This is a genomic window from Variovorax sp. OK212, from assembly GCF_900112425.1.
In the GTDB taxonomy this organism is placed as follows: domain Bacteria; phylum Pseudomonadota; class Gammaproteobacteria; order Burkholderiales; family Burkholderiaceae_C; genus Variovorax.
Window position 1 is genome coordinate 136,790 of sequence record NZ_FOLP01000013.1, and the last position, 21,192, is coordinate 157,981.

Below are 21,192 nucleotides of genomic sequence, written 5' to 3' on the forward strand. Positions count from 1 at the left end.
CCGCCATGGGCTTCGACCAACGCGTTGCCGTCGTCACCGGGGGCGGCCAGGGCATCGGCGCCGCCACGGTGCTCGACTTTCTCGGGCAGGGCGCGCGCGTGGCCGTGCTCGACCTCGACTGCGCACCGCTCGCGCAGCAGCTCGCCGCACGGCCCGCCGCCGCCGCGCGGTGCCTGTGCATGCCGGGCGACTGCACCGATGCCGCCGTGGTCCACGCCTTCTTCGACCGCGTGGAAGACCAGATGGGCCCGGTCGACATCCTGTTCAACAACGTGGGCCAGAGCGCGCGCGAACGCGGCAGCCTGTTCACCGAATCCGACGAGGCCGTGTGGCGCTTCGTGCTCGAGGTGTCGCTGCTGACCGCCATGCGCGCGTCGCGCCGCATCGCGCCCGGCATGAAGGCGCGCGGCTTCGGGCGCATCGTCAACATGAGCACCGACGCGGCCTTTGCCGGCGACGTGGGCCTGGCGGACTACGCCGCCGCCAAGATGGGCGTCATCGGCTTCACGCGCTCGCTGGCGCGCGAGCTCGCACCGCACGGCGTCACGGTGAATGCGGTGTGCCCCGGCGCCATCCGCACGCGCGCGCACGACAAGCTTCGCCCCGAGGTGCTGCAAAAGATCGTCGCGGACACGCCCGCCGGCTTCATCGGCGCGCCCGAAGACGTGGCCGCCACGGTGCGCTTCCTGGCCAGCGACGAGGCGCGCTTCATCACCGGCCAGACGCTGCTGATCGACGGCGGCCGCTGGATGCTCTGAAGCGCCTGCCTCTCTCCTTCTCCTTTCAAGGACCCGACCATGGACCTGATGGACCACAGCGCACGCGAGCTCGCCGCACTGATCCGCCGCAAGGAAGCCTCCCCGGTGGAAGCCGTGCAAGCGGCGCTCGCCCGCATCGAGGCGCGGCGCGAGCTCAATGCCTTCATCACCGTCACGGGCGAACAGGCGCTAGACGCCGCGCGCCGCGCCGAAGCCGCCGTGATGGCCGGCGAGGCGCTCGGCCCGCTGCATGGCGTGCCGTACTCGGTGAAAGACCTCACGCTGACGGCCGGCGTGCGCACCACCATGGGCTCGGCCATCTACGAAGACTTCGTGCCGACGAGCGATGCGGTGGCCGTGGCGCGCGCCAAGGCCGCGGGCGCGATCCTCATCGGCAAGACGACCACGCCCGAGTTCGGCCACAAACAGGTGGCGACCGCGCCCCTCTTCGGCCGCACGCTCAACCCGATCGACGCGCGCTACACGCCCGGTGCGTCGAGCAGCGGCGCGGCCGTGGCGGTGGCGGCGGGCCTGGGTTCGCTCGCGCTGGGCACCGACGGCGGCGGCTCCATCCGCATTCCGGCGTCGTGCTGCGGCATCGTCGGGCTCAAGGCCACGCTGGGCGTGGTGCCCCACCTGCAGGCGCCCGACCTCTACTCGGCCAACTCGTTCACCGGCCCGATGGCGCGCGACGTGGCCGACACGCAACTGCTGTTCGATGCCATCAAGGGCTTCGACGCGCGCGATCCGTACGGACTGGGCGGGCCGATGCCGCAACGCGCCGTGCCGGCTTCGCTTCGCGGCTTGCGCGTGGCGTGGCTGCCCACCGCCGGCAACCCCGTCGACCCCGAGGTCGAGGTCTTCACCACCGCCGCCGTGCGCGCCATGGAACGCGAAGGCGCCGTCGTCGAGACGGTGCAGCTCGATTTCGTTTCGCTCGAGCGCCATTTCCTCGTGGTGCTGCAGTCGATGCTGGCCGCGCGCGTCGGCGCCAACCTGGAGCGCTTCGGCGACCGGCTCGACGCCACGCTGATCGACGCCGTGCGCAAGGGCCGCGGCCACAGCGCGGTCGACCTGCACGAGGCCACCTTCGCCAAGACCCGCTGCTTCGCCGAGCTGCAGGCGCTGTTCGGTCGCTTCGACGTGCTGGTGTCGCCCACCGTCTCGGCGCCGCCGCTGCCCATCGACATGGACGTGAGCGGCGAGGTCGAGATCGGCGGCAAGCCCGCGGGCACCATCCGCGGCGCCTGGTACCCGTACACCTACCCGATGAACCTCACCGGCCATCCCGCGCTCTCGATGCCCTGCGGCAAGAGCGCGAAAGGCCTGCCCATCGGGCTGCAGCTGGCGGGCCGCTGGTACGACGACGACTACCTGCTGGCCATTGCGCGGCTGGTCGAGCACACGCTCCGCTGATCTTCTCGGCTGATCTTCTCGGCTGATCTTGCTCGACTGATCTTTCTTCTCTTCCCCACGAGATTCACGAGGTTTTTATCCATGCGTCCGTTCGCCCGCCACACCCTTGCCGCAGCTTTCACGCTGACCGCACTCCAGGCCGTCCATGCCGTCCACGCCGCCGCGGCCGATCTGCCGCCGGGCCTCGCGGGCGGCAACCTGAAGATCGTCGTGGGCTACGCGGCCGGCGGCGCGGCCGACACCGTGGCGCGCCTGTACGCCGAGCAACTCAAGGACGCGGGCTTCGGCAGCATCCTGGTCGACAACAAGCCCGGCGCCTCGGCCCGGCTCGCGTGGGACGTGGTGAAGAAGTCGAAGGCCGACGGGCTCACGCTGTATCTCGCGCCCTCGCCGCTGCTCACCATCCTGCCGCTGACCTACAAGACCCCCGGCTACGACGCCGAGAAAGACCTGACACCGGTCGCGCTGCTGGTGGAGATTCCGACCGCCGTCGTCACCGGCGCCTCGCAGCCGTACAGCAGCATGAAGCAGTACGTCGAGTGGGCGAAGAAGAACCCGACCAAGGCCACGCTCGGCCTCGCGACCATCGGCAGTTCGGGCCACCTGGGCGCCTTCGCGCTGGCCAAGGCGCAGGGCTTCGAGGTCACGCCCGTGGCCTACCGCGGCGCGTCGCCGATGCTCATCGACGTGGTCGGCGGCGAACTGTCGATGGGCTGGGACGCCGCGGCCAGCATGATGCCGCTCTACAAGGGCGGCAAGATCAAGTTCCTCGGCATGAGCGGCGACAAGCGGCTGCCGGCCTTGCCCGACGTGCCAACCGCGAAGGAACAGGGCTTCCCCGAATTCGTGGCGGCCACGAGCTGGTACGCCGTGTACGCGCCCGCCGGCACGCCGCCCGCCGCATTGGCCGCGCTGGAGCGCAGCTTCCTCGCCGCCGCCGCCAAGCCCGAGCTCGCGCGCAGCCTGGAGGCTGCCGGTCTCGTGGCGCATGCGCAAGGCCGCGCCGAGCTGGCGCAGCGCGCGCAACGCGAGCGCAGGAACTGGGAGCCGATCGTCAAGGCGGCCGGCATCGTGGTGGACGAATGAACGCGCGAGAAGGCAAGGCCCCCATGTCCGACGAATCGCTCTTCTTCACACCCGCGACCGAGCTCATCGGCCTGATGCGCTCGCGCCAGCTCTCGCCCGTCGAACTGGTGACGGCCGTGCTCGCGCGCGCCGAGCGCCTGCAGCCGGTGCTGAACTGCTTCATCACGCTGACGCCCGAACGCGCGCTGGCCGAGGCGCGCCGCGCCGAGGCCGACATGGCCGCGGGCCGCCCGCTGGGCAAGCTGCACGGCATTCCCTTCACGGTGAAGGACCTGGTCAACACCGAAGGCGTGGCCACCACCTTCGGCGCGGTCGTGCACCGCGACAACGTGCCCGCCGAGGACGCCGTGAGCGTGGCGCGGCTGCGCGCCGAAGGCGCCATCCTGATCGGCAAGACGACCACGCCCGAGTTCGGCTCGGGCCCGATGACCCACTCGCCGCTCTTCGGCAGCACGCGCAACCCGTGGGACCTGTCGCGCACCAGCGGCGGCTCCAGCGGCGGCGCGGCAGCCGCCACCGCGGCGGGCATTGCGCCGCTGGCCATCGCCACCGACGGCGGCGGCTCCACGCGCATTCCGGCCGCCTGCAACGGCGTGGTGGGCCTGAAGCAATCGAACGGCGTGATCCCGCACAGCCAGGCGCAGGACCTGTTCGGCAACCAGACCTACGTGACGCCGATGACGCGCACCGTGGCCGACACCGCGCTGATGCTGCAGGTGATGGCCGGGCCTTCTGCCGCCGATCCGTGGTCGCTCGGTCTGCGCGCGCACGACTACGTCGAGCAGGCCAGGCCCCAGGGCGACCTGCGCGGCAAGCGCGTGCTGTACTGCCTCTCGCCGCCGGGCCGGCCGGTGTCGAGGGACGTCACGGAGAGCTTCTCCGCCGCGCTGCAGACGCTCGCGGCGCTGGGCGCCACGCTGGAGCCCTTCGACGCCAGCAGCGGCTTCGACGTCGAGCCCATCTGGCGCGCCATCAACCACACGGTGTGGCGCGCGCGCTTCGCACCGCTGGTCGAGAAGAACCCCGACAGCTTCAGCGACACCTTCAAGCGGCAGATCGCGTCCGCGGCCAGCGTGAGCGGCGTCGAGTACCAGGAAGCGATGTTCGCGCGCTCCGCCTTGTTCAAGCGGGTGCAGGGCCTGTTCGAGAAGGCCGACGTGCTGGCGATGCCCACGCTCACGCGCTCGGCCCTGCCGCTCGCGCAGGACCTGTTCGGCCCCATCGACATCGACGGCCAGCAGTTCGACAACGTGCGCGCGCACTGGTACCCGTGGACCATGCTGTTCAACATGACAGGGCACCCGGCCGTGAGCGTGCCCGCCGGCTTCGGCCGCGACGCGATGCCGCTCGGCCTGCAGCTGGTCGGCCGCTTCCAGGGCGATGCCGAGCTGCTGCAGGTGGCGAGCCAGTTCGAGGCGGCGGCGAACTTCAGCGCGCGGCGGCCCGGGCTCTGATCAGCGCCGGGGTGCTTCGCGTGCTTCGCGTGATTGGCGCGATTGGCCTGATTGGCCAGACTGGTGCGAGGCCTGCGCCGCGATCAGGTCGTACAGCGCCTGCGCCGCTGGCGAGAGCCGCGCGGTGCGCCGCGTCATGAGCACCAGCGTGCGCGACACGCGCGGCTCGACGAGCTCGACGGTCTTCAGCGCCGGGTATGCGCCCTTCTGCAACGCCAGCCGCGGCACCACCGCGGCCGCCACGCGCTCGGCCACCAACCCGACCGCCGTCGAGCTGCGCTGCACTTCGTAGAAAGGCTGCAGGCTCGCGGCGGCGGCGCCCAGGGCCACGTCGAGCAGCGGACGGTTCTCGCTGGCCTGGCCCGCGAAGATCAGCGGATGCGCCTGCAACTGCCGCCAGGCCACGCGCCGGCGGCCGGCCAGCGGATGCGAGGCGTGGCAGACCAGCACGTACTCGTCCTCGATCAGCGGCACGCTCGTGAGCTCGGGCGAGTGCGCGCCGGCCATGCCGATGCCGAACTCCACCTCGCGGTGCAGCACCGCATGCGCCACCGCGGAGGACGAGTGGTCGAGGATCTTGATGCGGTTGTGCGGATGCTTCGCCGAGTAGGCCTGCATGATGCGCGGCAGAAACTGCACGCCCGCGGTCGGCACGCAGGCCATCGACACGTCGCCGCGCTCGGCCTTGCCGGTCTCGCGGATCTCCAGCAGCGAATCGGCCAGCTCCACCAGCAGGCGCCGCGCGCGCGGCACGAAGTCGCGGCCGATGGTGGTGAGCGCCACCGAACGCGTGGTGCGCTCCACCAGCGCCACGCCCAGGAATTCCTCGAGCTTGCGCAGCCGCTGCGTGATGGCGGTCTGCGTGACGTTGAGCGCACCGGCCGCGGCCTGGAAGCTGCCCTCGTCGGCAATGGCCACGAAGGCCTGGATTCCGAGGATGTCGATCTTCATCAGATTTATGAATCAATGGCCAGAATAAATTCATTTTACGAAGGCGCTCGTGCTCGGCAAACTGCGGCCACCACAGCAAGAAACACCCCCCAAGGAATCCACGATGACCTGGTCCGCCAAGCAATACTCGGCCTTCGAAGAAGAACGCACACGACCGGTTCGCGACCTGGTCGCGGCCGTGCCGGCCACACAGCGCCCAGTGCGCTTCGCCATCGACCTGGGCTGCGGCCCCGGCAACTCCACCGAGGTGCTGGCGCAGCGCTTTCCGGATGCGCAGGTGAGCGGCATCGACAGCTCCGACGACATGATCGAAGCCGCGAAGAAGCGCATGCCCGAGACTCCTTTCGACGTGGCCGACATCGCGACCTGGCAGGCCGCGCAGCCGATGGACGTGATCCTCGCGAATGCGTCGCTGCAATGGCTGCCGGACCACGCCACGCTGTACCCGCGACTCGTGAACCAGCTCGCACCCGGCGGCCACCTGGCCGTCCAGACGCCCGACAACCTGCAGGAGCCCGCGCACCGGCTGGCACGCGAGGTGGCGGCGCAAGGCCCCTGGGCCGACCGCATCGGCGAGGTGCGGCACCCGGCGCGGCACGACGCCGTCGACTACTACACCATGCTGCGCCCGCACAGCAGCCGCGTCGACGTGTGGCGCACCACGTACCACCACCCGCTGGCGGGCGGTGCGGCGGCGGTGGTCGAGTGGTTCAAGGGCTCGGCGCTGCGGCCGTACCTGGCGCTGCTCGATGCGGCGCAGCAGGCCGGCTTCCTGGCGCGCTACCAGGAAGCGATTGCCGGGGCCTACCCGGCGCTGGCGGACGGCAGCGTGCTGCTGCCGTTTCCGCGGCTGTTCATCGTCGCGACGCGCTGAACGGCGCCGTCGCATCGCGGCCGCGGTCGACCTCGAAGTGCGACGAACCGGGGACGGGTGCGGGGGATGCATGGGCCTGCGCATCGAATGCCTTGCCCGGTTTGCTGATTTTTTCTACCAGATTGGTGCCGATCATCGGGGCCCCTGCATTTCCAGAGCCCCACCATGTCCCAGCCTCCCAAAGCCACCTACGTCGACGACCTGCACGCCCCGCAGGTGTTCGCGGACGAAGTTTCGGGCTATTGGGTCAACGCGGGCTGCGTCCACATCACCCTGGATGCCAGCCGCGTCGACCACAGCTCCGAGCGCTGCCCCGTCAACCGTGTGCCGGCGCTGCGGCTCACGTTGCCGATTCCCATTGCGCAGGTGCTCGCGGTCAGCCTCTACGACTTCCTGAAGCAGCGCGGCCTGGCGCCGTCGCCGGGGAACGGCCACTGAGCACGGCCACTGAGCACATAAAAACCGCACAGGGTCACGGGCCGGCGTCCAAAATTTCTACGAGATCCACCTTGAAGATGAGAGCCATTCTTATCTTCAGAGTGAGTCTGTGTTGAATCCGAACCCCTCCAACCGCCTGAACCGTGCGGACCGCCCGGACACCGCCACCCCCATCACCCGCGTCGCCGCCGCTGCCTCGCCGGTTTCCTTCCGCCGCAGCGCCTTCGGCCCGCCCGCGCGCGCCACGCTGCTGGTGCTCTGGGTCGCCACCCAGGGCGGCCGCGCGCAGGCGCAAACCCAGGACACCGCGGCCAGCGGCAGTTCGCTGCCGACCGTCACCGTCACGGCCGACACGCCCGCCGAGACGCCGCAGCACCTCGACGCCAAGGTGAGCAGCGGCGCGCTGGGCGCACGCTCGCAACTCGACACGCCCTTCTCCACGACCGTGGTGCGCAGCGAGGACATGGCCGAGCGCCAGGTCACGAAGCTCGGCGACGTGTTCGCGCTCGACGCCTCGGTCTCCGACAACAGCGGCGCCTACAGCAGCTGGGCCAGCTACATCTCGGTGCGCGGCCTGCCGCTGGACTGGCAGAACGGCTACCGCATCAACGGCCAGCCCTTTCTCAGCTACGCCATCACGCTGCCCTACGAACAGTTCGAGCAGATCGAGCTGCTCAAGGGTTCGTCGGGCTTCATGTACGGCTTCGGCACGCCGGGCGGTATCGTCAACTACGTGACCAGGAAGCCGACCGACACGCCGGTGCGCAGCATCGAGGTCGGCTACAAGACGGCCGGCGTGTGGAGCGAGCACGTCGACCTGGGCGGGCGCTTCGGCGCGGACGACCGCTTCGGCTACCGGCTCAACGCCACGCACGAGGAAGGCAAGACCTACAACGACGGCAACATCCGCCGCAATTCGGTCTCGCTCGGGCTCGATGCCAGGCTCACCGACAAGCTCACCTGGACCTTCGACTCGCTCGACCAGAAGCGCATGGCCACGGGCCAGACGCCGTCGATCTACACCGGCGGCTACACGGGCACCCGCCTGCCCTCGACCATCAGCGCGGACAACGCGAACCTGGTGGGCGCAGGGCAGCACCTGGCCACCGACTTCAGGCTGTTCTCCACCGGCCTGCAGTACCAGCTGTCGCCCGACTGGACACTGAGCACCGGCTACAGCCACAGCAGCGCCACGCGCAGCCGCAACGAAAGCATCGCCTCCCTGCAGGACGCGAGCGGCGGCTACGACGACTACCGCTACGACGGCACCGAGGGCCACCGCTTCAACCAGTGGCAGGCCATGGCCACCGGCAAGCTGCGCACCGGCGCCTTCGAGCACCAGGTGACGCTGGGCGCGTCGTGGCAGAAGCAGGTGAACGACTACAGCGCCAACAGCATCTACGAGCGCATCGGCTCCGGCAGCATCTTCGGCCAGAACACCAACGGCTACGAGAGCGCCACGGCCTTCACGCGCTACCGCCCGAGCGACATCACGCAGCGCGCGATGTTCGCGAGCGACACCCTGAAGCTGTCCGAGAAGTGGTCGGTGCTGGCCGGCCTGCGCAGCACCGACTACGAGCAGAACAGCTACGACACCACCGGCGTGCAGAGCGCCACCTACCGCAAGAACGGCGTGGTCACGCCCACGCTCGCGCTGATGTTCAAGCCCGCGCCCGACACCACGCTGTACACCAGCTACGTCGAGTCGCTGGAACCCGGCAGCACCGTGAGCAACCTCTATGCGAACGACGGCGCCCTGCTCGACCCGCTGAAGAGCCGCCAGTACGAGCTGGGCCTGAAGACCGAGCGCGACCGCTGGAGCGCCACGGCCGCGCTGTTCCGCATCGAGCGCGGCGCCGAGTACGCCAACAGCGCCAACGTGCTGGTGCAGGACGGCCAGTCGATCTACCAGGGGCTGGAGCTGGGCGCGTCCACGCGGCTGGGCTCGCAATGGCAGGTGGGCGGCAACCTGATGCTGCTCGACTCCTCCTACCGGCGCGGCAGCAGCTACGTGGGCAACCGCGTGGCCGGCGCACCGAAGATGGTGGCCACCGCGCAGGTGTTGTACGACGTGCTGCAGGTGCCCGGCCTCCGGTTGTCGGCCGACATGAAGTACACGGGCGGCACGATGCTCAACGCGTCGAACCAGCTCGGCCTGCCCGGCTACACGGTCGCCAACATCGGCGCGAGCTACACCACGCGCCTCGGCGGCCATGCCACCACCTTCCGCGCGGCCATCAACAACGTGGCCAACCGGCGCTACTGGGAGTACCAGTACGACAACTACATCAAGCCCGGCGACCCGCGCACCTTCAGCCTGAGCGCGAAGCTGGACTTCTAGGCGCGCGCCGTGACCACCCCGCTGCTGCGCCAGACTCGCCGGATGCGCCTGGCCGCAGGCGCGTTGTGCCTGTGCCTTTCCTGCGGCATGGCGAACGCCGCCGCGCAGGCGCGCGTGGTGTCGAGCACCTGGCTGCCCGGCGGCAAGTACGCGCTGGTCTACGAGTTCGAAGGGGCCGAATACATGAGCCTCGCGGCGGACCCGCCCGGCGCCTGGATCACGGTGCCCGACACCATGGAAGCGAACGCGGCACGGCCCGCACCGCGTCCGCCGCCGGCGCCCGTGGTGCCCGTGGTGCCCGTGGTGCCGCCCGCCGACCCCTTCCCCACCTCGCAGACCTACGTCGGCGGCTTCTTCGTCGACCCCCTCTCGGCCGCGTTGCGCGCCACCGGACTGGGGTTGCTGCTCGGCGACGGCTGGCCGCGCGGCACGCATCGCATCAACCGTTGAAGACCACGGTCTTCGTCCAAATTTCCTCCCGTTTTGAAGTTCACCATCGTGGCCATGAAAAGCCCCTGGCATCGCCACACACACGGCGCCTCGCAAGCGCTTCGCTTCAACGGCCTGCTCGCCACGGCCACCGCACAAGGCCAACGGCCGGGGCTCACCATGCAAGCTCGATGGAACCATTCGCCGGCCTCCCCCTTCGCCCGCGCGGGCACGCGCAAGCCCGTGACCTCGTGGCTGCCGCGCATCGCGGGCGTGCTGGCCTTCTGCGCGCTGGCGCTCGGTGTGTTCGTGGCCGGCAGCGACACCTGCGACGCGCATGAAAGCGCCAACGCGGGCAACTACAGCCTGTCGACGCTCGCGGCCCTCACCGACGCGAGCGCCGGTGCGGCGCCCGCCGCACGGCGTGCCGGCGGTTGCAGGCACAAGCGCAAGGCCAACCGTTTCGCGCATGCGAAAACGGCGCTCTGACAGCGCCGTTGAACGAACAGGAAAAAAAAGGAAAGCTCAGGTCCCGGAGCCGGGCATCCCGCGCGGGAATGCGCCGCGCTCTTCAGCGCCGGTGCGCTGCTGCCGCGTCAGCACGGTGAGAAACGCCAGGTGCTTCGCGTCCCACGCGAAGAACATCGCGAGCAGCACGGCGTCGCCCAAGGCCAGCGCGATCAGGGTGCGCCAGTCCCACAGCCAGTCGAAGGGTGTCATGGGTCGTTCGAGGTGATGAATTCAGGACCTCGAGCTTGCCGCCGGCGCATTGCCCGCGAATTTCAGCGTGTTGCGGCTTCTTTGCCGCGCCGGCCGGACGCGGTGCCGGGCTCAGGCGTCGCGCGTGCGCGTGACGGCGGGCACGAACATGTAGCCCTCGTTGCGCACCGTGCGGATCAGGTCGGCACGCGCCTCTCCCGAGGCCAGCTTGCGGCGCAGGCGGCTGACCTGCACGTCGATCGCGCGGTCGTACGAATCGCTTTCCGCGCCCATGGCGTACTGCACGAGCTGGTCGCGCGTGAGCACGCGGCGCGGGTGCTGCACCAGCGCGCGCAGCAGGCGGAACTCGCCGTCGGACAGGTCCACGGGCTGGTCCTGCGGGTCGTGCAGCAGCCGGGTCTCCAGGTCGATGCGCCAGCCCGCGAAGTACAGCACCGCGGCATCGGCCCCGGCCGTTGCCGCGGGAGCGGGGGTTGCGACGGCGACGGCGCCGGCAGCGGCGGGCGCATGGGCCGTGCGGCGCAGCACCGTGCGGATGCGCGCCAGCAGCTCGCGCGGGTTGCAGGGCTTGGCCAGGTAGTCTTCCGCGCCGATCTCCAGGCCCACGATGCGGTCGATGTCGGTGCCCACGGCCGACAGCATGATCACCGGCGGCCCGCCCACGCGCTGCAGCTCGCGCAGCGCGCTCAGCCCGTCTTCGCCGGGCATCATCACGTCGAGCACGATGAGCGCGTAGTCGGCCTGCGCGAGCCGCTCGCGCATCTCGGCGGGATGGCCGGCCGCGTCGACCTGGAAGCCGTGCTTCTCCAGGAAGGACGCCACCAGGCTGCGGATGCCGGCGTCGTCGTCGACGATGAGGATGCGGGTGGACAGGTTCACGTTGCGGCGGATCGGGTAGCGGATCATAGGCCGGGCCCCTCGCCGGTCCGAAGACCCCGAGGGCGCTCGGGCGATGCAATGAATTGCAATGCGCTGAAATCCGGCCGCAACATCCGCTTCACACACTCGCGCGCACAGCCCGAACGTAGCACCCAGATGGACACGCAGACCCGCAGCCGCCCCGGCGTGACATCGCCTGCCGTCCGTGCCAGCATCGCGCCATGACTCCCCAAGGCAACGCGCGCCGCTGGCCGGGCCCGCCGCTGGCGCTGCAGATCATGGCCCTGCTGCTCGCCGGCCTGGTGGTGGCGCAGGGCGTGACGCTCGCGCTCACCATGCTGCTGCCGCCCGAGCCGCAGCGCCAGTGGCAACTGGGCGACATCGCGCGCGTGCTCTCGGGCCAGGCCGCCGAGGGCCGCAATGCCGGCCTGCTGCAACGCTCGCTGCAGGCCCGCGCGCCCGAGCCCAAGGGCCAGGGCTGGCTCACCTCCGAACGCTCGCGGCGCGACCTGGCACAGCTGCTCGCGCGCGACGAGAGCGAGGTGCGGCTGTACTTCTTCACCCCGCTGCCGTTCGCGGGCACCGCGGGTGCGGTCGCATCGACGGACGGCGACACGCGCGCCATGGTGCGCCATGCGTCCGGTGCGTTCCATGAAGGCGGCTTCATCCGGGTGCAGGCCGGCGGCATGCCCGCGATGCCTTCGTCTCCTGGCGGGTTCGGGGGGCCTGGAGCGCCCGGAGGGCTGGCCGCGCCGGGCAGCGGGTTCCCCGGTGGCATCGGCAACCTGAACGGCGGCTTCGGCGCGGGACGTGGCAGCGGCGGCAGCATCGCCGGATCGCCACAGCAACAGTCGCCGCAACAGTCACAGCCACAGCAGCCGGGCGGCACGGGCGCACCCGCCGCGGGCAACGCAACGGCGAGCCCGTCGGCGCCCGCGACGCAACCTTCGGCGACCGCAGGTGCAACGCAGTCACCCGGACTGGCCGCGCAGACGCCCGCCGCGTCGACGGGTGCGCCGGCCACATCGATCGCGCCCAGTGCAGTCATTGCACCCGGCGCACCCGGCACACCCGGAACACTTGGGGCACCCGCCGCGACAGCACCCGGCACCGCGGCACAACCGGCAGGCCCTTCCCCCATGGGCCAGCCGCCCGCGATGCAAGGCCAGCCCGCGATCCCCTCCCCGTTCGCGTCCTCGCCGCCCGTGCGGTTGCCCGAGCCGGCACCGGTCCCGCCGCCGGTCACCGAGAAGCCCGCGTCCCGCAAGGCGCCCGCCGCAACAGAGGCACCGGCCATGCGCACGCCAGAGCCGCCTTCGAAGCGCGCCGAACCCGTTCCACGCGCAGCCCCTGAAACACCCGCGCCCGCACCGCCGCGCACCGCCGAAGCGCCACGCCAGCCGCGCGCACCGGCACCCGACGACACCGACACCGACACCGTGGCCGAGCGCCCCGCCGCGCGCGGCCTCTTCGGCCTGGCGCCGGCGCCGTTCGTCGAAGGCGACTTCATCGCCGCCGTCTACACGCGCGAAGGCAGCTGGGCGGTGGTGCAGCCCATTCCCGAATCGTTTCCCAACGCATGGCAGCGGCGCGTGCTGCTGTGGTTCCTGATTGCGGCGGCCATCGTCATCCCCGCGGGCTGGCTGTTCTCGCGCCGGCTCGTGCGGCCCATCGCCGGCTTCGCGCGCGCGGCCGACCAACTGGGGCGCGACCCCGCGGCGCCGGTGCTCGCGCTCGAAGGCCCCGCCGAGATCGGCCGCGCCGCCCAGGCCTTCAACCGCATGCAGGCGCGGCTGCGCAGCTTCGTGGACGACCGCACGGTGATGATCGGCGCCATCAGCCACGACCTGCGCACGCCGCTCACGCGGCTGCGCTTTCGCATCGAGGACGTGCCCGACGACGTGCGCGCCGGCATGCTCGGCGACGTCGAGGAGATGGAGCACATGATCGGCTCGGTGCTCGACTTCATCCGCGACGCCTCGGTGGTGAGCGCGCGAGAGCGCATGGACCTGGCGAGCCTGGTGGAAGACGTGGTCGAGCAGGCCGTCTTCGTCGGCAAGGACGTGCAGCTGCAGCGCACCGAGCATGCGCAGGTGGAGCTCGACGCGATCGGCATGCGCCGCGTGCTCGACAACCTGGTGGAGAACGCCGTCAAGTACGGCAACCAGGCCCGCGTGCGCCTGTTCACCGACGGGCACGACGCCGTGGTCGAGATCAGCGACCGCGGCCCGGGCCTGCCCGCGGACGAGCTCGAGCGCGTGTTCAAACCGTTCTACCGCACGGCGCAGGCCCGCACCTCGCGCGCGGCGGGCAGCGGCCTGGGCCTGGCCGTGTGCCGCTCGATCGCGCGCGCGCACGGCGGCGACGTGGTGCTCAAGTCGGGCCCGCACGGGCTGCTGGCGCAGGTGCGCGTGCCGCTGGCGCTCGACGCGCAGGACAGGCGGCCTGCGCCGCCGGCATCGATGTCGATGTCGATGCCCGCGTCGATGTCGCCCGCCGCGCACACCTGACAACGCCTCTGCCAGATTCCTCCCACCTTGCGTGTTCGACTCCGCGCTCGGGCAGCGGCTGATCGCCGCCCGCACACGAGGAGAAGAACCCCCATGCCACGGCTGCAGACGAAGCCGCGCCCATCGCGGGCGCGCGGCTTCACATTGATCGAACTCATGGTGACCGTCGCCATCGTCGCCATCCTGGCCGCCATCGCCTACCCGTCGTACCGCGACTACGTGCTGCGCGGGCGCATCGTGGACGCCAGCAACGGGCTGTCGGTCATGCGCGCGAACATGGAGCGCTACTTCCAGGACAACCGCACCTACCTGTCCACGGGCAGCTACACCTCGCCGTGCATGGTGGCCTCCACGCTGCGCATGTCGGGCACCTTCACGCTGTCGTGCGACGGCACCTACGGGGCGCTCACCGCCACCACCTACACGCTGGTGGCCACGGGCAGCGGCGGCACCGCGGGCTTCGTCTTCACGGTCGACCAGGCCAACAACCGCGCCACCGTGGCCGTGGGCTCGGGCTGGACCACCTGCGCCAGCGACTGGGTCTCGAGGCGCGGGTCGTGCTGAAGGCCGCGCCCGTGCGGAAAGCGGCGCGCGCGCCTCGCGGGTTCACGCTGATCGAACTCGCGGTGACGCTGGCGGTGATGGCCGTGCTGATGGCGCTGGCGATGCCCTCGGTATTCGCGTGGATCGCCAACACCCGCGTTCGCACCGTGAGCGACGCGCTGCAGAACGGCCTGCGCCAGGCGCAGGCCGAGGCCGTGCGCCGCAGCCGCACCGCCGTGTTCTCGCTGACCAATGACAGCGCGCCCAAGACGAGCCTCACGGCCGCGGCCAACGGCGGCAACTGGTCGATCAACTTCGTCGCCTCTTCCACGCTCGACACCGCCGGCGTGGCCACCTTCGTCGAGGCCGGCGTGCTGACCAACGCGGGCAGCGGCGTGCGCATCGGCGGGCCCGCGGCGATCTGCTTCAACCCGCTGGGCCGGCTGGTGGCCAACAGCGCCACCGGCGTCACGGGCGCCACCTGCAGCCTCAGCGCGGCGCCCACCTACGACGTATCGATGACCTCGGCCGACCGACCGCTGCGCGTGGTCGTGAGCCTGGGCGGGCAGGTGCACCTGTGCGACCCGGCCAAGGCGCAGTCGTCGAGCACACCCGACGGCTGCCCGAGCTGACCATGAAAGCCGCACACCAACCCTCACCGCCGCAGTCGGGCATCGCGCTCATCGAAGTGCTGGTGTCGCTGCTGCTCTTCTCCTTCGGCCTGCTCGGCATGGCCGGCCTGCTGACGCGCGCGGTCACCGTGTCGGTCGACGCCGAAGACCGCAACCGCGCCGCGCTGCTGGCCAACGAGATCGCCAGCACCATGTGGCTGAAGAACGCCATCACCGTCGACACCGCGGCCTGGCAGGCGCGCGTGAGCGACCTGGCCAACGGCGGCCTGCCCAACGCCACGCTGACCGTGACGGCCGTCTCGGGCGCCACCAACAGCGCGGGCGCGGCCAACGCGGCCGACATCGCGATCGCCTGGCGCGCCGTGACGCGCGAAGCCTCGGCGGCCAACGCCGGCAGCCGGCTCGTCACGCGGGTGGTGCTGCCATGAAGCACGTGCAACGCATGCAACGCATGAACCGTGCGAACCGCATGCAGCGCGGCGTCACCCTCATCGAGCTGATGGTGGCGATCGTCATCGGCCTGGTGGTGACGCTGGCCGTGACCAACCTGCTGATCTTCAGCGAGTCGAACAAGCGCACCACCACCGCCACCAACGACATGAGTCAGACCGGCGCCTACGCCGCCTACGTGCTCGACCGCGCGGTGCGCGCCGCGGGCTCGGGCTTCACGCAGTCGTGGAGCCTGGCGGGCGCCTTCGGCTGCCGGCTCAACGCCACGCTGCCGGCCAGCCCCAACCTGCCGCGCGGCAGCGCGTTCCCGGCGCCCTTTGCGAGCAGCTTCCTCGGCGGCGCGAGCGGCAGCGCCAACCTGCGCGTGGCACCGGTGCTGATCGGCAAGAACCAGTCGGACGCGGGCTCCGACGTGCTGGTGGTCATGGGCGGTACCGCCGCGTCGGGCGACGTGCCTCGGCTGATTCTCTCGGCCGGAAAGTCGGCCGAGATCCTTCGGCTGGACAGCACCGTGGGCCTGGCCGAAGGCGACCTCGGCCTGGTGAGCGCCAACGGCACCACCGACTGCCTGCTGGAGCAGGTGCACGCCGGCTCGGCCTTCGCCGACACCACCGGCAACGACGCGCTGCCGCTGGGCAGCACCTACTACACGGCGTCGGGCAAGGCCACCACCCTGGGCACGCTGGCCGCGAGCGGCACGGCCTACTTCACGCCGCTGGGCAATGTCGGCGCGGGCAACACGCAGTTCCAGATGTTCGGCGTGGGCAGCAACCACACGCTCTACAGCTACGACCTGCTGATGGGCAACGCCACCGACGCCTCGCAGGCCATTGCCGACGGCGTGGCCGAGATGCATGCGCTCTACGGCCTGGACACCAACGCAGACGGCGTGCTCGACACCTGGGTGGACCCGGGCGCGGCCGGCTACGACATCGCCACGCTGATGGCCACGCCGGCCACCGCGCGCCAGGTGGTCGCCGTGCGCATCGCGCTGGTGCTGCGCAGCGCCGGCTACGAGAAGGCGAACGCCAACGGCGAGCTGCCCTCGCCGGCCTCGCTCACGCTGTTCAACGACCTCGCCGCGTCGCTGCGCCAGACGGTGAGCTTCAGCACCGACGAACAGCACTTTCGCCATCGCGTGGTCGAAACCACGGTCCCTCTTCGCAACGTGCTGCTGCTGCCGACGTCATGACACCTGCCTTTCTTCAAGCCACGGCCACCGCCCCAGCCGCCGGTGCCCGGCGCCAGCGCGGCGTCGTGCTGCTGTTCTGCCTCATCGTGCTGGTCATCCTGCTGATCGGCGGCGTGGCGCTCGTGCGGTCGATGCACACCTCGCTGGCCGGTGCCGGCAACCTCGCGTTCCGGCGCGACCTCGCGAGCCAGGGCGAGCAGGCCGCGTCCAACGTGCTGTCGGCCTTCAAGAGCGGCACCCTGAAGACCGCGACGCTCTCCGCGGCCAGCGTGCCCGCAGCCAACTACAGCGCGGTGGAGCTGGTGGCCGACACGCAGGGCATCCCGCTGGTGCTGCTGGCCGGCGGCAGCACGCCCAGCGGCGCCGACTTCACCGGCGCCGCCTTCAGCCCGGGCGCGGCGGACCTGGCGGGCGCCACGGCGGACATCAGCATCCGCTACGTCATCGACCGCCTGTGCCGCGCCGCCGGCACCGCGACCACCGGCACCTGCGTCTACGCACCGTCGAGCAACACCGTCACCGGCGGCAGCAGCCAGCTGCCCGCGAGCCAGCGGCCGGCCTCCGGCATCTCGCCGGTCTACCGCCTGAGCGTGCGCGTGACCGGCGCGCGCGCCACGCAGGTGTTCCTTCAAACCTCGTTCACCCGGCCCGAGTAACCCAGATGAACCGCTTCCGCGCCGCTTCCTTCGCGCTGACCGCAACCTTGTTGCTGGCCGCGCAACCCTCGCCGGCCGCGTCGCTGGCCGTGTCGCTGGCCGACCAGCCCGTGTTCGCCAGCGCCGACGTGCCCGGCAACCTCGCGCTCACGCTGTCGGTGGAATACCCCACCGCCATCAGCGTGGCCAACCTCGGCAACTACGCCGACAGCTCGACCTACCTCGGCTACTTCGATCCGCTGAAGTGCTACACGTACACGCTGAACAGCACCACGCCGGCCAGCAGCTACTTCCAGCCCGCGGGCCTGTCCACAGGCAGCAACCTGCACACCTGCTCGGGCAAGTGGAGCGGCAACTTCATGAACTGGGCGACGATGCAGACCATCGACCCGTTCCGCTGGGCGCTCACCGGGGGCTACCGCAACGTCGACACGGAGAGCCAGACCATCCTGGAAAAGGCCTGGGGTTCCAGCCAGGGCTCGCAGACCAACTTCCCGCTGCGCGGCACCGGCCAGGCCACGTCCACCGGCCACAACTTCGCGAGCGCGCTGATCTCCTCGGCCACGCCGCTGGGCTGGAGCAGCTTCAACACCAGTATCTGGAAGCGCGGCAACACCATGGTGTTCAGCGGCACCGGCACCAGCTACAGCAACACCAGCGTGGCGGGCACCGACTGGGTGAACGCCTCCACCTCGAACACCGCCGCGAGCACCTACCGCGTCTATGTGCGAGTGAAGGTCTGCGACCCCGGCACCTCGGCCGGCGGCGTGGAGTCGAACTGCGTGCTGTACCCCAACGGCCAGTACAAGCCCGAAGGGCTGATGCAGAGCTACGCCAACAAGATCCGCTACGGCGCCTTCTCGTACCTGAACGGCGACGGCGCCACCGTGCAGGGCGCGGTGCTGCGCGCGCCCATGGGCTTCATCGGGCCGACCTACCCGTCGCCGCTGTCGAGCGCCGTCACCGGCAACACCAAGGCCGAGTGGAGCGCGAGCACCGGCGTCATGGTGACCAACCCCGACAGCGCCACCGCCAGCGCCACCACCAGCACCAGCGGCATCACCATCGGCAACAGCGGCGTGATGAACTACCTCAACAAGTTCGGCACCACCGCCTCCTCGTACATGACGGACGACAACGTCAGCGAGCTCTACTACGCGGCGCTGCGCTACTTCCAGAACCTGGGCAACGTGTCGACGTGGACCAGCTACATCACGCCGGCCACCACGTCTTCGTCCGCCACGCGCACCACGCTGCTCGACGGCTTCCCGGCCGTCACCAGCTGGAGCGACCCCATCGCCTACGCGTGCCAGAAGAACTTCATCCTGGGCATCGGCGACACCAACACCCACTACGACTACAACGTGGGCGGCGGCTACCTCACCGGCACCCGTGCCAAGCCCGCCGCCGTGAGCAGCGACACGCTGAACAACGCGCGCACCTACACCAACAACCTGCTCACGCTCGAAGGCCTGAGCTCGAAGACCGACGCCTGGTGGAACAGCTCGTACGCCACCTACTACATCGCGGGCCTGGCCTACGGCGCGCACACCAACGACATCCGCGCCGACCTGAGCGGCACGCAGACCGTCTCGACCTACTGGATGGACGTGATGGAGTACCAGACGGCCGCCGCCAGCAACCCCTACTGGCTTGCGGCCAAGTACGGCGGCTTCACGGTGCCCACCGGCTACGACCCCGCGCAAACGAAGACCGCGCTCACGCAGAGCTGGTGGAACACGGCCGGCGACACCATCACCATGGGCAGCACCACCGCGCTGCGGCCCGACAACTACTTCCTGGCGGGCAACGCGAGCCAGATGGTCGCGGGCCTCACCAAGGCCTTCTCGTCCATCGCCTCGGCCGTGAGCGCGTACACCACCTCGCTGTCGCTGTCGTCCGCGCAGGTGAGCGATTCGGGCAGCGCCTCCTATGCCGCGCAGTACGCCTCCAAGACCTGGACCGGCGTGCTGACCGCCAGCAGCGTGACCATCGGCACCGACCTGAGCACCACCGCCACCGTGATGTGGACCTCCACCGCCAAGCTGGCCGCGCAGCTCGCCGGCACGGGCTGGAACACGGCGCGGCGCATCGCGACCTGGAACGGCAGCAGCGGCCAGCCGTTTCGCTACGCGAACCTCACGACCAGCCAGAAGGCCGCGCTGGTCACCTCCTACCGCGGCAGCGACGCATCGGACTACCTCAACTACCTGCGCGGCGACCCGACCCAGGAAGCCGGTTCCACCGCCAGCGGCAGCAGCCAGGCCTACCGCGCGCGCGCCGTGCTGCTGGGCGACATCGTCGGCTCCAAGGTGACGCCGGTGGCCGCGCCCAGCCTCACCTATTCCGACTCGATCAACCCCGGCTACGCGGCCTTCAAGAGCACCTGGGCGAGCCGGCCGACCGTGGTGTACGTGGGCGCCAACGACGGCATGCTGCATGCGTTCAACGGATCGCTCACCGGCACCGACGCCGGCACCGAGATTTTTTCCTATGTGCCCGGCGCGCTGTTCCAGGGGCCGAGCGGCACGCCCAACACCGCGGCCTCCGACGGCCTCACGGCCCTGGGCAACCCGGGCTACAGCCACCGCTACTTCGTGGACGCCACGCCGCTGGCCTTCGACATCGACTTCAACTACGCGGGCGGCTCGCTCACCACCAGTTCCGCCGCCACCTCCGACTGGCGCAGCGTGCTGATCGGCGGCCTGGGCAAGGGCGGCAAGAGCTACTACGCGATCGACGTGACCGACCCCGCGGGCATGGGCTCCGAATCGGTCGTGGCGGCCAAGGTGCTGTGGGAGTTCACCGACGCCACCATGGGCTACAGCTACGGCGAGCCGACGGTGGTCAAGACCGCCAGGTACGGCTGGGTGGCGGTGCTGACCTCGGGCTACGACAACAGCGACGGCTACGGCTACATCTACCTCGTGAACCCCAAGACCGGCGCGCTGCTCGAGAAGCTCAAGACCGGCAGCAGCGCACCGGGCCTGGCGCATGCCGCGGCCTACGTGCGCGACTTCACCGACGGCACCGCCGACGCCATCTACGCCGGTGACCTCGACGGCCAGGTCTGGCGCTTCGACCTCACCGGCACCGCGGCCTACAGCGCGCCGCTGCTGCTGGCCAGCCTCACGGACGCCAGCGGCAACGCGCAACCGGTCACCACGCAGCCGCTGATCGAGATCCAGCCGGGCACGAAGAAGCGCTACGTGATGCTGGGCACGGGGCGGCTGCTGGCGTCGAGCGACGTGAGCACGTCGCTGGGCCAGGGCTTCTACGCGCTGATCGATGGCAGCGCATCGGCCTTCAACACAGCGGCCTCGCTGCCCGCGGGCGTGGGCTTTCCGCTCGCGCGCGGCAACCTCACGGCGCTGACCGACCTCACCACCGGCGCGAGCTTCGCCAGCAGCTCGATGGGCTGGTACGTGGACCTGGGCACCGACAGCGGCAGCGCGATCGCGTGGCGAATGATCACCAACCCGACCACCACCAGCGGCGTGGTCGCCTTCGCCTCGACGCTCACCACGACCGATGCGTGCAGCCCCTCGGGCACCAGCCGGGTCTATGCGATCAACTTCGGCACCGGGCAGTCGGCGCTGCAGGACAGTGCCGCCTACATCGCCAAGGCCTACGCGGTGACCGACCTGCGCTTCACCAGCAGCACCAGCGGCGGCACCACGCTGTCGGTGGGCTCCAGCACCGGCACGGTGGACAACCTGAAGGTGTCGCTGTCTTCCAGCCTCAGCCTGCGGCTGTTGAACTGGCGCGAAGTGCCGGTGGTGCAGTAAGCGCGCGGCAACGCGGCCTGCGCCGCGCGCCGCGCCGCCCAGGTTTCTCCCCGATCGCCGCGCAGACTGCGCGGC

At 70.5% G+C, this 21,192-nt stretch carries 20 protein-coding genes; 16 read left to right on the plus strand and 4 right to left on the minus strand.

The genetic code is table 11. The annotated features are described in order from the left end of the window. The first annotated feature begins 5 nt into the window (after positions 1–5). The 4 genes from BM004_RS28785 (at position 6) to BM004_RS28800 (ending at position 4,714) form a co-directional block, all read left to right on the plus strand. A complete protein-coding gene (locus tag BM004_RS28785; protein ID WP_093218607.1) occupies positions 6–758 on the plus strand; it encodes an SDR family NAD(P)-dependent oxidoreductase in 753 nt (250 codons plus the stop codon). Positions 759–797: 39 nt separating this feature from the next. Continuing rightward, entirely contained in the window at positions 798–2,174 is a 1,377-nt protein-coding gene (locus tag BM004_RS28790; protein ID WP_093218609.1) for an amidase, read from the plus strand. Positions 2,175–2,255: 81 nt separating this feature from the next. Continuing rightward, positions 2,256–3,260, plus strand: coding sequence for a Bug family tripartite tricarboxylate transporter substrate binding protein (locus tag BM004_RS28795; RefSeq protein WP_093218611.1), 1,005 nt, complete (start codon positions 2,256–2,258; stop codon positions 3,258–3,260). A 23-nt stretch (positions 3,261–3,283) separates the two neighbouring features. Next, the gene (locus BM004_RS28800; RefSeq protein ID WP_093218689.1) at positions 3,284–4,714 is read left to right on the plus strand and encodes an amidase; all 1,431 of its coding nucleotides are present in this window, start codon (positions 3,284–3,286) and stop codon (positions 4,712–4,714) included. Here the strand turns inward: BM004_RS28800 and BM004_RS28805 are convergent, their stop codons facing one another. After that, positions 4,715–5,665: a LysR family transcriptional regulator gene (locus BM004_RS28805; RefSeq protein WP_093218612.1), complete on the minus strand. Its 951-nt coding sequence runs from the start codon at positions 5,663–5,665 to the stop codon at positions 4,715–4,717. Positions 5,666–5,768: 103 nt separating this feature from the next. On the opposite strand from BM004_RS28805, the gene tam reads away from it, so the two are divergent. Then, positions 5,769–6,539: a trans-aconitate 2-methyltransferase gene (gene tam, locus BM004_RS28810; protein ID WP_093218613.1), complete on the plus strand. Its 771-nt coding sequence runs from the start codon at positions 5,769–5,771 to the stop codon at positions 6,537–6,539. Here the strand turns inward: tam and BM004_RS41580 are convergent. After that, positions 6,520–6,675 (minus strand): hypothetical protein, encoded by a 156-nt coding sequence (locus BM004_RS41580; RefSeq protein ID WP_177206631.1) that lies wholly within the window; start codon positions 6,673–6,675, stop codon positions 6,520–6,522. The genes tam and BM004_RS41580 overlap by 20 nt on opposite strands. Positions 6,676–6,704: 29 nt before the next feature. Between BM004_RS41580 and BM004_RS28815 the strand changes: the two genes are divergently transcribed. From BM004_RS28815 to BM004_RS28830, 4 genes are all read left to right on the plus strand, one after another. Beyond that, positions 6,705–6,977, plus strand: coding sequence for a hypothetical protein (locus BM004_RS28815; protein WP_093135867.1), 273 nt, complete (start codon positions 6,705–6,707; stop codon positions 6,975–6,977). Between the two features lie 247 nt (positions 6,978–7,224). Beyond that, the gene (locus BM004_RS28820; protein ID WP_371270938.1) at positions 7,225–9,318 is read left to right on the plus strand and encodes a TonB-dependent siderophore receptor; all 2,094 of its coding nucleotides are present in this window, start codon (positions 7,225–7,227) and stop codon (positions 9,316–9,318) included. A gap of 9 nt (positions 9,319–9,327) precedes the next feature. Further along, positions 9,328–9,768, plus strand: a complete 441-nt coding sequence (locus BM004_RS28825) for a hypothetical protein (protein ID WP_143072543.1) — start codon at positions 9,328–9,330, stop codon at positions 9,766–9,768. Positions 9,769–9,927: 159 nt separating this feature from the next. After that, complete coding sequence (locus tag BM004_RS28830; RefSeq protein WP_143072544.1) at positions 9,928–10,236, plus strand: hypothetical protein; 309 nt, start codon at positions 9,928–9,930, stop codon at positions 10,234–10,236. 36 nt (positions 10,237–10,272) lie between these two features. Here BM004_RS28830 and BM004_RS28835 read toward each other — a convergent pair whose 3' ends face one another. Then, positions 10,273–10,467, minus strand: a complete 195-nt coding sequence (locus BM004_RS28835) for a hypothetical protein (protein ID WP_093218616.1) — start codon at positions 10,465–10,467, stop codon at positions 10,273–10,275. A gap of 111 nt (positions 10,468–10,578) precedes the next feature. Then, complete coding sequence (locus BM004_RS28840; protein ID WP_093218617.1) at positions 10,579–11,373, minus strand: response regulator; 795 nt, start codon at positions 11,371–11,373, stop codon at positions 10,579–10,581. A gap of 194 nt (positions 11,374–11,567) precedes the next feature. Here BM004_RS28840 and BM004_RS28845 point away from each other — a divergent pair, with 194 nt between their 5' ends. From BM004_RS28845 to BM004_RS28875, 7 genes are all read left to right on the plus strand, one after another. Further along, on the plus strand, positions 11,568–13,856 hold the full coding sequence (locus BM004_RS28845) for an ATP-binding protein (protein ID WP_093218619.1): 2,289 nt from the start codon (positions 11,568–11,570) through the stop codon (positions 13,854–13,856). A 93-nt stretch (positions 13,857–13,949) separates the two neighbouring features. Continuing rightward, on the plus strand, positions 13,950–14,420 hold the full coding sequence (locus BM004_RS28850) for a type IV pilin protein (protein WP_093218620.1): 471 nt from the start codon (positions 13,950–13,952) through the stop codon (positions 14,418–14,420). An 11-nt stretch (positions 14,421–14,431) separates the two neighbouring features. Next, complete coding sequence (locus BM004_RS28855; RefSeq protein ID WP_256220093.1) at positions 14,432–15,031, plus strand: GspH/FimT family pseudopilin; 600 nt, start codon at positions 14,432–14,434, stop codon at positions 15,029–15,031. Positions 15,032–15,033: 2 nt separating this feature from the next. After that, positions 15,034–15,459: a type IV pilus modification PilV family protein gene (locus tag BM004_RS28860; protein ID WP_093218621.1), complete on the plus strand. Its 426-nt coding sequence runs from the start codon at positions 15,034–15,036 to the stop codon at positions 15,457–15,459. A gap of 14 nt (positions 15,460–15,473) precedes the next feature. Then, entirely contained in the window at positions 15,474–16,673 is a 1,200-nt protein-coding gene (locus BM004_RS28865; RefSeq protein ID WP_177238193.1) for a PilW family protein, read from the plus strand. Further along, positions 16,670–17,329, plus strand: a complete 660-nt coding sequence (locus BM004_RS28870; protein WP_093218623.1) for a pilus assembly PilX family protein — start codon at positions 16,670–16,672, stop codon at positions 17,327–17,329. The genes BM004_RS28865 and BM004_RS28870 overlap by 4 nt, the downstream gene beginning before the upstream one ends. 5 nt (positions 17,330–17,334) lie before the next feature. Continuing rightward, positions 17,335–21,117 (plus strand): pilus assembly protein, encoded by a 3,783-nt coding sequence (locus BM004_RS28875; RefSeq protein ID WP_093218626.1) that lies wholly within the window; start codon positions 17,335–17,337, stop codon positions 21,115–21,117. Positions 21,118–21,192 lie beyond the last annotated feature (75 nt).